This is a genomic window from Nonomuraea sp. NPDC050556, assembly GCF_044457355.1.
GTDB lineage: Bacteria > Actinomycetota > Actinomycetes > Streptosporangiales > Streptosporangiaceae > Nonomuraea.
Genome location: NZ_JBITGU010000003.1, coordinates 1,547,572 through 1,560,535 on the forward strand (window position 1 = coordinate 1,547,572; position 12,964 = coordinate 1,560,535).

Genomic DNA, 12,964 nt, shown 5'->3' on the forward strand with positions numbered 1-12,964 from the left:
ACGACGGAGGGCTCATGACCACGGCAACGGTCGACGCCAGGGCGCGGACCCGCGACGAGCTCGGTACGGTCACCTACGACCTCCTGGTCATCGGCGGTGGCATCCTCGGCACCTCGGTCACCTGGATGGCCGCCCAGGCCGGGCTGCGGGTCGCGATGGTGGACGCGGGCGACTTCGCGGGAGCCACCTCCAGCGCCTCCTCCAAGCTGGTCCACGGCGGCCTGCGCTACCTGCAGACCGGCAACGTCAAGCTCGTCGCGGAGAACCACCGCGAACGGCGCGCCCTGGGTGGGGACATCGCCCCGCACCTGGTCAAGCCGCTCACCTTCCTCGTGCCCGTCTACAAAGGCGGCCCGCACGGCGCGGCCAAGCTCGGCGCCGGAGTGTTCCTCTACTCGGCGCTCTCCGCCGAGCTGGGCCGGATCATGAGCCCGCGCCAGGCCCACGCCATGGTGCCCGCGCTGCGCATGGAAGGCCTGCGCGCAGCCGCCGTCTACGGCGACCACCAGATGAACGACAGCCGCGTCGCCGTCATGACCGTGCGGGCGGCGGTCGACGCGGGGGCGGTCGTGCTCAACCACGCGGAGGTCGTCGGCCTCCGCACGACCAGGGGTACGGTCTCCGGCGCCGACCTGCGCGACCGGCTCGACGGGTCGGAGTTCGGCGTCGACGCCAAGCTGGTGCTCAACGCGACCGGCCCGTGGGTCGATCATCTGCGGCGCATGGAGGACCCGGACGCGGCGCCGAGCATCAGGCTGTCGAAGGGCGCGCACGTCGTCATGCGGCGCGACCGGCCGTGGAAGGCGGCGCTGACCATCCCTGTCGACCGTTACCGGGTGTCGTTCGCGATCCCGTGGGAGGACCACCTGCTGCTCGGGACCACCGACGAGGCCTACGAGGGCGACCCGGCCGACGTGCGGGCGACGCCGCAGGACGTGGACCAGATCCTGGCAGAGGCGGGTACGGCGGTGCACGGGGTGTCGCGCGACGACATCACGTACACGTTCGCCGGGCTGCGCGTCCTGCCGGGCGGGCCGGGCGAGGTGACGGCGGCGAAGCGGGAGACGGTCGTCACGACGGGGAGCGGCGGGATGCTCTCCGTGGCGGGCGGGAAGTGGACGACGTACCGGCACATCGGGAAGGTGGTGCTGGAGACGCTCGGGAAGTTGCTCGGCGGCGACGACCTGGCGACGATCCTGCCCGCCGTACCGCTGCCGGGGCTGGCGAGCCCGGACGCGGTGGCGATGCGGCTGTGGTCGGACCGGGAGCCTGGGGCGCGGATGGACCCGCTGGTGGCGCGGCACCTGGCGTCGCACTACGGGTCGATCGCGTTCGACCTGGCGCGGCTGATCAGGGACGATCCCGCGTTGGGGGAGCGTATCCATCCTGATGGTCCTGACATCTGGGCGCAGGCGGTGTACGCCCGCGACCACGAGTGGGCGGCGACCCCGGACGACGTGCTGCGCCGCCGCACCACCCTCACCGTCCGCGGCCTCGACACCGCCGACATCCGCGCACGCATCTCGGAACTCCTGTAGGAGGTATCCAGAACTCCTGAAGGAGGAAAGAGCTACTTCAAAAGGAGGAAGCACGAGGTCGCGAGGGCGGACGACCGCAAGGCCGGGCGGTCGAAAGGTCAGGCGGTCGGGCGTCGCGAGGTCGCGAGGTCGGGTGGTCGCAGGTTGGGCGTCGTGAGGTCGCAAGATCGGGTGGCCGCGATGTCGCGACCACTCGACGTCGAAAGGGCGCGAGGCCCTTGTGGGTCGCGAGGTCGCAAGGCGCAACGTGACGTGGTCGTGTGGCCGGGTGCCGGGGGTGGGTCAGCGGGCTCGGTGGCTTAGCGGGCTTGGTGGATTGGCGGGCGCGGTGGGTTGGTGGCGCGGTGGGTTAGTGGGCTGGGTGGGTTAGCGGGCTTGGTGGATTGGTGGCGCGGTGGGTTAGTGGGCTGGGTGGGTTAGCGGGCGCGGTGGATTACCTGGAGTTCGGTGAAGCCCAGCAAGCCCCACGTGCCGTTCTCCACGCCCACCCCGCTCCACTTGAAGCCGCCGAACGGTTGCCCAGGCGAGAGCGCCAGATGCGTGTTGACCCACGCCGTCCCGCACTCCAACCGCTCCGCCACCTCCGCTGCCCGGTCCGTGTCCGTGCCCCACACCGACCCCGAGAGTCCGAAATGCGTGCCGTTCGCCCGGTCGATCGCCTCGTCCACCGAGCGATAAGCCACCACCGGCAACGCAGGCCCGAACTGCTCCTCGTCCACGATCCGTGCCCCGTCCGACACCCCCGCCAGGATCGTCGGCTCGAAGAAGTAGCCAGGCCCGTCGACAGGTCTCCCCCCGGCCGCCGCCCGAGCCCCGTGAGCCAGCGCGTCGGCGACCAGCTCGCTCACCCGGTCGAACTGCGGCCGGTTGTTGATCGGCCCGAACTGCACCCCCTCCGCCATCCCGTCCCCGACCTTCGCAGCACGCGCATGAGCGGCCAGCGCCTCCACCACCGGCTCGTACAACCGCTCAGGCACGTAAACCCGCTTGATCGCCGAGCACACCTGCCCGTTGTTCTGGAACGCCCCGGCGAAAAGCTTGGCCGCCACCGCGGCGGGATCGACGTCGTCGAGCAGGATCGCCGGATCGTTGCCGCCCAGCTCCAGCGTCAACCGCTTGAGATCGGGCGCGGCTGAGGCGGCGACCTTCTTGCCCGTCGCCACCGACCCGGTGAAGGAGATCTTGCGCGGCACCGGGTGCGCCGTCATCCACCCGCCCAGCGCGTCGCCCCCGGACACCACGTTGAGCACCCCGGGCGGCAGCACCTCGGCCAGCAGCGTCCCCATCGCCAGCGTCGACAGCGGCGTGTAGGGGGACGGCTTGAGCACCATCGTGTTCCCGGCCAGCAGCGCGGGCGCGATCTTCCAGCAGGCCAGGATCAGCGGGTAGTTCCACGGCGTGATCGCCGCCACCACCCCCATCGGCCGCCGCACCACCTCGACGAGCGCACGTGAGTCGTCCTGGATGACCTCCCTGGGCATTTCCAGGTCGGCGAAGTGCTTGAGCCAGATCCCGGCGCCGATCACCTCGAACGTCGCGTCCTGCAGCGGCTTGCCCTGCTCGGCCGTCAGGATCGGTGCGAGCTCGGCCGCCTTGGCCATGAGCAGGTCGCCCGCCGCGTGCAGCGCCTTGCGCCGCTCCGCCTCGTCCCGCCTCCAGGTGGTGTACGCCGAGGCGGCCGCGGACATCGCCTGGTCGAGCTGGTCCCTGTCGCACGAGGGCGCCTGCGCGTGCACCTCGCCGGTGGCCGGGTTGACGACGCCGAACGTCTCCTGCGCCGAGACGCCGACGCCGCCGATGGTCATGGTCTGCACAACAACCTCCTAGGAACACCTGACAAAGAGCTCCTAACGGAATGAGCACCCATCTCTCCTCTCACAAGGAGCGAGGAGCAGAGATGGGAGGGTCTCCTCTCTGTTAGGAGGTCTTACAAAGAGAGGGCGGACGGTCTCTTCTCTAAGGCAGCAGCACCGGTTTGACGACCGCGCCGCTGAGCGTGGCCGCCTCAGCCGCGTTGATGTCCCCGAGCGGGAACGTGGTGATCAGCCGGTCGAACGGGAACCGCCCCTGCTTCCACAACTCGACCAGCCGCGGGATGAACGTCTGAGGTACGGCCCCGCCCTCCAGGATGCCCATGATCGTCTTGCCCGACGCCAGGGCGTTGCCGTCCAGCACCAGGTCGCCCTGCCCGACCCCGACGAGCCCCAGCACCCCGGTCGGCCGCAACGCCCCGACGGCGGCGGCGATCACGGACGGCACGCCTGTCGTGTCGAACCCGAAGAGCACCGGCGGGACCTCGGAGGCGTCGGTGAAGGTGTGCGTGGCACCCAGCGAGCGCGCCAGCTCCAGCCGGTGCTCGTGCAGGTCGACCGCGACGATCGTGGTCGCGCCCGCCACCCGCGCCGCCATCACGGCCGACAGCCCGACCGCCCCGGCCCCGTACACCGCGATGCTGGAACCCGCCGTGACCCCGAGCGCGAGCAGCACCGAAGCCGCCCCGGTCTGCACGCCGCAGCCGAGCGGCCCGAGCAGTTCGAGGGGCACGTCCCTGTCCACGACGACGACGTTGCGCACCCCGGTGATCGCGTGCGTGGCGAACGACGACTGGCCGAACCACCCGGTCAGCACCCCGGCGATCGGCCCCTCGGCCGCGCCCAGGTTGCGCGGGAAGAACGTGTCGCAATAGGCGGGCCGCCCGCTGAGGCAGGTGCCGCACCCGCCGCACGAGTCGAACGACAGCACGACGTGGTCGCCGACCTCCACGCCGTTCACCCCGGCGCCGATCGCCTCCACCACCCCCGAGCCCTCGTGCCCGAGGATCACCGGCTTGGGCACCAGGTCGCCGGGCACCCGCCCGAGCAGGTCGGTGTGGCAGAACCCGGCGCCCGCGATCCGCACCAGGATCTGTCCCGGGCCTGGCCCGGCCAGCTCGAGTTTCTCGATCGTGTACGGCTCGCCGGCTGCGCGCAGCACGGCTGCGTGGATCAGCATGCCTCGGACACTAGAACGTCATTCTGGTGGCGGTCAATTACCGTAGAGGTGTGACCTACCGCCCCGTGCCGCTTTGACGCGGCTCCTCCTGGCCGTCGTGCTGCTTCTGTCCGGGTGCTCCGTACCAGGGACGACAAGAGACACGGGGTGCGCCCCGCGCGACACCAAGGTGATGGCCCGCTACGCGATCACCGGCTACTGGATCACCCCGGACGAGGACGCCTGCCGTACCCGCAGGTCCGTCGAGGCCGCGCACCGGCTGGGGGCGGACACGCTGATCACCATGGGCCCCAGGCTGGAGCCGCGCGACGTCGACGCCGAGGGAAGGCTGCTGCGCGACGGCCTGCCCGACCCCGGCTACGAGGGCGTCAGGCGCGGACCCGAGGTGGTCCGCGTCTACAGCTACGAGGTGCGGGAGCAGGTCGGTCCCGGGCTGCTGCAGTGTCCCGGCAGGGACCGCGTCCAGGGGAACCTCCACCTGCTCTACGTGCCGACCGCGGGCAGCTCGTGCGCGAAGGGCACCTACGACCTGGTCGTGGTCCGTGTCGCCGACGACGGGCTCGGCCACCTGGTCAGGGAGGCGGCCGCGTACGGCATGCGCGTCTACGCCGGGCTGCCCGCCGCGCCGCAGGACCCGGCCAAGCCGTGGATCCCCGACCTCGCCGGCCCGCTGAACGCCCTGACCGGGCAGGTGCTCAAGGACTGGCGGATGCGCGCCACCGGCCTGGCCGGGGTGTACCAGTCGTTCGAGATGGCGCTCAAGCGCCGCCCGGCCAATGACCCCGTGCTCGCCCTTTACAAGGCGCAGCACGCCGTGGTCGCCGCGACCGCGCCGGGCACGACGATTCTCGTCAGCCCCTACCTGGACGCCAGGCGCGGCAACGGCTTCCCGCCCGGCCTGGTCGCCAGAGGGATGGCCCAGCTCGCCGCCGTCGGCGGAGGCGCGCCCATGATCGTCGCGGTGCAGGACGGCAGGGGCACCGGCAAGGCGGCCGTCTACACCCCGGAGGAGGCCGACGCGCCGGTGGACCCCGGCCTCGTCCCGGTCGTCGGCCAGGTCACCAACAGCCAGGGCTATTACGCGCCGACCCGCGACTACTTCGTCGCCGCGGCCCGCCACGTGCCCCCAGGGGTGCAGCTGTGGATGAACCTGGAGGTGTTCGAACCGTCGCCGGAGGCGGGTCCCTGCCCGAGGAAGGACGGCCCGCAGCGCGGCAGGACCACCAAGGCCCGCGTGGACCGCCAGCTCGCCGCCGCCGCAGATCAGGTGGTCAAGGTCGTCTCCTACGCCTGGGACCCGTACCTCACCTGTGGCTCCGACCCCCTGGTCGCCGAGATAACCAGAAATAGCCGAATCTGACAAACTCTCGCCATTCATAGTCGGCAATTCCAGTAAAAAGCAACATTGTCGCAATAACGTGGTGTAAACGATTAACGTCTCGTCACCCCTTTATAGTGAAATGCGATGCTACCCAGGGGGGACGTCGTGCACGTCCGGTTACTCGGGCCTGTGGAGGTGCTGGTCGGCACGCGCCGATTACAGCTACCAGGACCCAGGCCGACGGTGATTCTGTCGATGCTGGCGCTGGAGCCGAACCGCGTCGTGTCCAACGAGCGCCTCACCGAGGCCATCTGGGACGACGACCCGCCCAGCACGGCCAAGGGCCAGATCCAGTTCTGCGTCTCCGCGCTGCGCCGCATGCTCGCCGAAGCCGGGCTGTCCGAGGTGATCGTCACCCGCGCCCCCGGCTACGTCCTCGACATCCCGGCCGACAGCGTCGACGCGCAGGTCTTCGACAGGGAGGTGGCCAGGGGCCGCGCCCTGGCCGAGAGCGGCAAGCTCGAAGAGGCGGCCGCCTCCCTCCGCGCCGCCCTCGACATGTGGTACGGCACGGCCCTCGACGGCATCCCCGGCCGCGTGGTCAGGGGCAGCGCGCACCAGCTGGAGGAACGCCGCCTGGCGGCCGTCGAGGAGCGCATGCGCCTCGAACTCGCCCTCGGCAGGCACGGCGAGCTGGTCGGCGACCTCACCGCGCTGGTGCAGGAACACCCGCTCAGGGAGACGCTGCACGCCCACCTCATGGTCGCCCTGCACCGCGCCGGACGGCAGGCCGAGGCCCTGGAGACCTACCGCAGGGCCCGCGCCACGCTGGTCGAGGAGCTGGGCATCGAGCCAGGCGAGGAGCTGCGCGCCCTGGAACAGGCGATCCTGCGCGGCGAGGGCAGGGTGGGCCCCGCCCCCGCACGCGAAGGCCCCGCACCGGCGCACGAGACCCCCGGCTGGATGCAGGTCGTCCCCCGCCAGCTCCCCGCCGCGATCGCCGACTACACCGGGCGCGCCGAGCACGTCACCGACATGGTCGGCGCGCTCACCGCGATGGAGGGGCCGTCCAGGTCGGTCCCGGTGATCGTGATCAGCGGGCAGGGCGGCGTGGGCAAGTCGAGCCTCGCCGTACAGGTCGCCCACACCGTGCGCGAGCACTTCGCGGACGGTCAGCTCTACGCGGAGCTGCGCGGCGGCAACGGTCAGCCGGTCGCGGCGCTGGAGATCCTGGAGCGTTTCCTGCGCGCGCTCGGCGTGGCGGGGATCGCGATCCCCGACGGGCTCGACGCCCGCGCCGAGATGTACCGCAGCAGGCTGGGCGACCAGCGCATGCTCGTCGTGCTCGACGACGCCATGAGCGAGGCGCAGGTGACGCCGCTGCTGCCGGGCAGCTCCACCTGCGCCGTCCTGGTGACGAGTCGCACCAGGCTCACCGGGCTGCCCGGCGCGCACCGGGTCGAGCTGGGCACGCTCGACAAGGACCAGGCGATCACGCTGCTGGAGCGGATCATCGGCGAGCGCCGGGTGCGCGAGGAACCGGCGGAGGCGGCCCTGCTGGCCAAGCTGTGCGGCAACCTGCCGCTCGCGCTGCGCATCGCCGGGGCCAAGCTCGCCTCCCGCCCGCACTGGCAGCTGCGCCAGCTCGCCGCCCGACTCGACGACGAGAACCGCAGGCTCGACGAGCTCGAACACGGCGATCTCGGCATCAGGGCCAGCATCGAGCTCAGCTACCAGGGACTCGCCCCGCCCGCCAAGCGGCTGCTGCGGCTGCTCGCCGTACTCGAGACTCCTGACGTGCCGAGCTGGGTGGGCGCCGCGCTGCTCGACGAGCGGCTCGCTGAGGCGGAGGACCTGCTGGAGGAGCTGGTCGACGCGCAGCTCGTCGAGGCGGGCACCGCGGGCAGGTCCAAGGGCGCGCCCCGCTACCGCATGCACGAGCTCGTCCGCGCGTTCGCCCGCGGCCGCGCCCTGGCCGAGGAGAGCGCCCACGACCGGGGCGCCAGCCTGCGCCGGGCGCTGACCGCGTGGCTCGCCCTGGCCGGTGACGCGCACCGGCGCGCCTACGGCGGCGACTACACGATCCTGCACAGCGACGAGCCGCTGTGGCCGCCGCCCGCCGCGCTCGCCGACCGGCTGCTGGCCAACCCGATGGCGTGGCTCGAAGGCGAGCACGCCGCCCTCGTCTCCGGCGTACGGCAGGCGGCCGCGCTCGGCTGCGACGACCTGTGCTGGGACCTCGCGCTCACCGCCGTCACCCTGTTCGAGGCCAAGAGCTACTTCGACGACTGGCGCTCCACCACCGAGCTGGCGCTGTCCGCGGTCAGGCGAGCGGGCAACAGCCGCGGCACGGCGGCCACCCTCTACTCGCTGGGCAGCCTGCGCCTGTTCGACCTGCAGCCGGACGCGGCCACCGAGGCGCTGGAACCGGCGCTGGCCCTCTTCACCGAGCTGGGCGACCGGCACGGGTGCGCGCTGGTGCTGCGCAACCTGGCCTTCATCGACTCGCTGCGCGGGGACGACGCCGAGGCGCTGCGCAAGTACGAGGAGTCGCTGCGGGTGTTCAGGGCGGTCGGTGACCGTACGAGCGAGGCGCACGTCCTCAGCAACATGGCCCGCTCGCTGCTGGACCAGGGGGAGTACGGCAAGGCAGAGGAGCTGCTGGAGACGGCGCTGCGCATCTCCCGCGACACCGGGAGCCGGCGCCTGGAGGCGCAGGTCCTCTACCGGGTGGGGGAGACGGCGCTGCAGCAGGACCAGCTGGACAAGGCGGGCAACGCCTTCACCTGGGTGCTGCGGATCGTCCGCGACGGCGGCGACCGGATCGGCGAGTCCTACGCGTTGTACGGGCTGGGCCGCGTCTACAACAGGGAGGGCCGCTACGAGCAGGCGTACACCATCCTCGACCAGGCGCTGGCCGTGTCCTGCCGGATAGGGGAGCGGCTGGTCGAGGGGCGGGTGCGGTACGAGCAGGGCGAGGTCGAGCTGGCCAGGCGCCACCCGGCCGAGGGCGTCGTGCGGCTGGAGGAGGCGGCGAAGATCTTCCGCGACCTGCACCTGCCGGTGTGGCAGGCGCTGGCCCTGGTCGTGCTGACCGAGGCCAAGGAGGCGGACGATCCGGCCGACGCCGACCGGATCGCCGCTGAGGCGTGGAGGTTGCTGGAGGGGCTGGACTCGGTGGAGGCGAAGCGGCTGCGCGACCGCCTTTCCCTCCACCGGTACGTTCCCCCGGGCCGGTGAGCGATCACGGGTTGTCGGGGTCGTCGACGCCCCAGTGCGTGTTGTCGTCGGTGGGGCCGGACGCCAGCACGTGACCGGCCACCGCTGCGGGGGAGAAGAGGCACACGAGCGCCGCGCTGGAAGGGAGCGCGAGCGTGGCCGCGATGAGCGTGGCGGTGATGCGTCGCTTCTGCATGGGAGCCTGCTTTCGTTCACGTCCGGTGCTTGGTGATTCCCACTGAAGACGACCCCGCCGTCAAAACGCTGCCGCCCCGCTAAGTCTTCGCCAACACCGGGACTTGGCGGCTTGAAACCGTCTTGGCAGCGGGCGCGCGCACGATGCGGAGCGTGCAGACACTCTGGTACCTCAGCGAGGCGGACACGCGGTGGGCGTGTGGGCGGATCGACTCCGTGGAGATCGTCCGTGCGACGCTCACGAGCCGCTCCCCCCGGCCTCCGGCCGGAGGCCGAGCCGGAGGGCTGATCGTGCTGGTCGACCCCGGCTGCGTGATGGCCGCCACACCCGTCGCCGAGGTGCGTTCCGCCGCCGTGACGGTGGCGAGCGCGCAGGCGCTGCTGTGCCAGCCGGTGATCACCGTCGGCGTCGTCGGCGCGGGAGAGGCCGCGGTGGCGAACGTCGAGCTGCTGGCCAGCACCCTCACCGGGGTGGCCGGCATCGCCGTCTACGACCCGGACGCCGAGCTGGCCGAGCGGATGCGGGACCGTACGGCCGACCTGTTGTGGCGGCACGGGGTGCGGTTGTCGCTGACGGAGTCCGCACGGGAGGCGGTGCTCGGCGCCGACCTCGTGGTGGCCGCGCTCGGGGGCGCGGTCGGCGCGATCGAACACTCCTGGCTGAGTCCGGGCGCGGTGGTGGTGGACCTCTCGACGGACGGCGTGCTGCCCTGCGTCGTGCACGAGGCCGACCTGCTGCTCGTCGACGACTGGAGCCTGGTGACCGGGGTGCTGGGGCGGATGCGCGCGGCGGGCGAGCTCGACGCCGAGGGCGCGGGCCTCGGCGACGTGCTGGCCGGGGCGCATCCCGGCCGGCGCGACCCCGAGGCGGTCATCCTCGTCTGCCCGTACGGCCCGGCCGTTCTGGACGTCGCGCTGGCAACGGAGGCCTGCCGCGCGGCGCTGCTCGATCGGCGCGGGATCGCCTTACCAACCTGAACGAGGGGGCACCATGCACGACCACGACCTGGACCACCGGGTGGCAGCACTGCTCGCCGAGGCCGAGCGCACGCTCGCCGAGTCGCACACGCTGGTCGCCGAGGTGCTAGCCCTCTTCGACGGGCGACCACCTGAACCGGGTGTCCACCTTCTCGATCCCCTGCTCCCGTTCCGCCATACGTAGCAGGGTCTGCCTGACTGTGGCGCTACGGGCGTCACCGAGGGCTTCGGTGAGCTCGCGTACGGAGAACTCGTGACCCGGCCGTTCGCGCATCAGCTGCTCCAGCCGGGCCGCGACAGTGGGCCGCGACTGTGTGGTCACATCGGGATCGCTCCACGGCAGCCCAGGCAGCGCCGCCTGGGCCTCGCTGAACAGCTTGTCGCCCTGGGCGATGAGCGCGCGCACCTGAGCCGCCTGGTGTTCGAGCTGTTCCGCCGAGCGCACCAGCTGTGCCCGAGCCGACTCCCATGATGCATACGGCGTGGTCATGTCAATAGCGTACAGCATCACACATATTCGCTACAGATACCTTTTCATGTAGCGCTACAAGTAGCACAATGGTGTCGAAAGTTGTGTCATCCAGAGAGGCAGGAGTCATGGCGCCAACCCCGATACTGGACGTCGAGCGCGTCACCGATCCGCTGAAGGTCTACGCGGAGAATCCGCTCTTCAGAAGCGCGCAGTTCAGCGAGCTGGTCATCGACGACAACCCCTACCGCCGGCCGGTCCGGCCGGAGGACCTCACGTTCATCGACTACAGCACCCCGATCACCCGCGACCGGGCGATGGAGCTGAGCAGCCTCATCGCGCACCGGATGCTGCTCAACATCTACGACACCAGGCGGCTGCTGCTGCCGGTGACGTTCACCCCCGAGCGCTGGGCCGACTACCGGATGTTCTACTCCGAGCAGAACCGGCTGCTCGGCGACGCCGTCCGCCCCTTCCTGGAGCGCCACGTCTTCGGTTACGTCACCGAGGCCGTGCAGGAGGTCCCCGGCGACGTCGAGGCGCTGGCCGTACGGCTGGCCGCGATCAGGGACCGGCGGGAGGGACACGCGGCCGGGCTCAGCGCCTACGTCGCCGGGTCGCCCGACCCGGTCAGGGCGGCGACCACGATGACCCTGCAGCTCCAGGCGTCCGCGCTCAACGCGCCCATGCGGCTGCGCACGGACGTCGTCGACGTGCAGGGCTTCGACGTGCACCGGGGCGAGCTGGACGAGCTGGCCCGGGGCGTGTCCGCGGCCGCCGGGCTGGACTTCCAGGCGCACTGGTACTTCCAGTACTACCTGCCGTCCACGCTGGCGATCATGAACTACCTCAACGCCGCCTACTACGACCACACCCGCGCGTTCCGCTTCATCGGCGCCATGTGCGCCAGGACGCTCGACTCCACGGCACTGCTCCCGCCGTACGCGCCCATGTTCACCGCCCTGCTGGGCGGCCAGGACAGGCCGGCCAGGGCAGCGGCGCCGAACGACGTGGTGTCGGGGCTGGTCGACGGCGTTGTGCGCCCGCTCGCCGAACGCTGGGGACCGGACGCGCTGGCCGAGATCGCCCGCGGCGTCGAGGAGTACACCGTGCTCCAGGACGTGCACGACGGCGACCTGATGACGCAGCTGCGCTGGATCGACTCGACCCAGCACTACGTCGACAAGGCCCGCCGCCTGGAGCGGGCGATCAGGGAGAACGGCATCCAGGTCAAGCTCGACACGTTCGTGGAGTCCTGGGAGGAGTGCTCGACCACGCACGTGCACGACGAGGACCGCCTGCTCATCATCGAGAGCGGCGAGATGGAGTTCTGGAACTGCTTCGGCGCGACCCACCAGTTCAAGCCGGGCGACATGATGTTCATCCCCAAGCACCGGTTGCACGGATCCGTCGTCCAGTCGGGCGAGTGCGTCTACCACCAGCCGGTGATCACCGAAGAGATCGACAGGCGCTATGGCTGAGACCGCGGACCTGACCGCGCACGCGGTGCACCTGGCGACGGGGGACGTGCCCGGTCCCGACTGGTTCGGCCGGGCGCTGGCCCGGTTCCGCGCCGAGATCGGCGACAGGGACTACCCGTGTTACTTCGGCAGGCGGGCGCTCCAGCTCGACGAGCTCTACTGCTCGTACGCCGAGGGCGGGGAGCTGGAGCGCCTGGCCGGTCAGCTGCGCGAGTTCCTCGACTTCGCGGCCACCCAGCCGAACCGGCGCAACGTCTTCGCCGCCTTCTTCCCGCCGGAGGAGGGAAGGAAGGAGCACGACCACTACGAGCGGTCCTTCTGGGACGTGCTGCAGTACCTGCACGACCATGACGCCAGGCCCTGGCCGGAGGACATACCGGGGCGCCCAGAGGAGCCGGAATGGGAGTTCAGCTTTCACGGAACCGCCATGTTCGTCTTCGCGGCCGCGCCGACGCACCGGATGCGGCGCAGCCGTAATCTCGGGCCCGGCATGTTGATGTTGTTCCAGCCGCGCCGGGTGTTCCGTGGCATCGAGGGCGGCACCCCGGCGGGATCCGCCGCCCGCCGTCGGATCCGCGACAAGCTGCTGACGTGGGACTCCATCGAGTCGCACCCCGTCATGGGGTCCTACGGCGATCCGTCGAACTTCGAGTGGAAGCAGTATTTCATCGCCGACACCGCGGACCCGTCGGGGGAGACCTGCCCGCTGCGGATGCACCAGCCGGTGAGCTGAACGCGAAGAGACCCTCACCCCCTTGACGAAAGGGGTGAG

At 71.1% G+C, this 12,964-nt stretch carries 10 protein-coding genes; 6 read left to right on the forward strand and 4 right to left on the reverse strand.

Features of this window, described 5'->3' with window-relative positions; genetic code table 11:
• Positions 1-14 precede the first annotated feature (14 nt).
• The gene (locus tag ACIBG8_RS36210; protein ID WP_397347631.1) at positions 15-1,538 is read left to right on the forward strand and encodes an FAD-dependent oxidoreductase; all 1,524 of its coding nucleotides are present in this window, start codon (positions 15-17) and stop codon (positions 1,536-1,538) included.
• A 416-nt stretch (positions 1,539-1,954) separates the two neighbouring features.
• Here the strand turns inward: ACIBG8_RS36210 and ACIBG8_RS36215 are convergent, their stop codons facing one another.
• Positions 1,955-3,343 carry an aldehyde dehydrogenase family protein gene (locus ACIBG8_RS36215; protein ID WP_397347835.1) on the reverse strand — a complete coding sequence of 463 codons (1,389 nt, stop codon included), beginning with the start codon at positions 3,341-3,343 and terminating at the stop codon, positions 1,955-1,957.
• A gap of 151 nt (positions 3,344-3,494) precedes the next feature.
• A complete protein-coding gene (locus ACIBG8_RS36220; RefSeq protein WP_397347632.1) occupies positions 3,495-4,529 on the reverse strand; it encodes an NAD(P)-dependent alcohol dehydrogenase in 1,035 nt (344 codons plus the stop codon).
• Between the two features lie 73 nt (positions 4,530-4,602).
• Between ACIBG8_RS36220 and ACIBG8_RS36225 the strand changes: the two genes are divergently transcribed.
• Together ACIBG8_RS36225 and ACIBG8_RS36230 are read left to right on the forward strand one after the other, a co-directional pair.
• A complete protein-coding gene (locus ACIBG8_RS36225) occupies positions 4,603-5,889 on the forward strand; it encodes a DUF4434 domain-containing protein (RefSeq protein ID WP_397347634.1) in 1,287 nt (428 codons plus the stop codon).
• A gap of 105 nt (positions 5,890-5,994) precedes the next feature.
• The gene (locus ACIBG8_RS36230; RefSeq protein ID WP_397347635.1) at positions 5,995-9,090 is read left to right on the forward strand and encodes a BTAD domain-containing putative transcriptional regulator; all 3,096 of its coding nucleotides are present in this window, start codon (positions 5,995-5,997) and stop codon (positions 9,088-9,090) included.
• 4 nt (positions 9,091-9,094) lie between these two features.
• Here ACIBG8_RS36230 and ACIBG8_RS36235 read toward each other — a convergent pair whose 3' ends face one another.
• Positions 9,095-9,265: a hypothetical protein gene (locus tag ACIBG8_RS36235; protein ID WP_397347636.1), complete on the reverse strand. Its 171-nt coding sequence runs from the start codon at positions 9,263-9,265 to the stop codon at positions 9,095-9,097.
• A 152-nt stretch (positions 9,266-9,417) separates the two neighbouring features.
• Between ACIBG8_RS36235 and ACIBG8_RS36240 the strand changes: the two genes are divergently transcribed.
• Positions 9,418-10,242: a hypothetical protein gene (locus tag ACIBG8_RS36240; RefSeq protein WP_397347637.1), complete on the forward strand. Its 825-nt coding sequence runs from the start codon at positions 9,418-9,420 to the stop codon at positions 10,240-10,242.
• A gap of 106 nt (positions 10,243-10,348) precedes the next feature.
• Here ACIBG8_RS36240 and ACIBG8_RS36245 read toward each other — a convergent pair whose 3' ends face one another.
• Positions 10,349-10,732 (reverse strand): hypothetical protein, encoded by a 384-nt coding sequence (locus ACIBG8_RS36245; RefSeq protein WP_397347638.1) that lies wholly within the window; start codon positions 10,730-10,732, stop codon positions 10,349-10,351.
• 107 nt (positions 10,733-10,839) lie between these two features.
• On the opposite strand from ACIBG8_RS36245, the gene ACIBG8_RS36250 reads away from it, so the two are divergent.
• Positions 10,840-12,192 (forward strand): AraC family ligand binding domain-containing protein, encoded by a 1,353-nt coding sequence (locus ACIBG8_RS36250; protein ID WP_397347639.1) that lies wholly within the window; start codon positions 10,840-10,842, stop codon positions 12,190-12,192.
• A complete protein-coding gene (locus ACIBG8_RS36255) occupies positions 12,185-12,925 on the forward strand; it encodes a YqcI/YcgG family protein (protein ID WP_397347640.1) in 741 nt (246 codons plus the stop codon). The genes ACIBG8_RS36250 and ACIBG8_RS36255 overlap by 8 nt, the downstream gene beginning before the upstream one ends.
• Positions 12,926-12,964 lie beyond the last annotated feature (39 nt).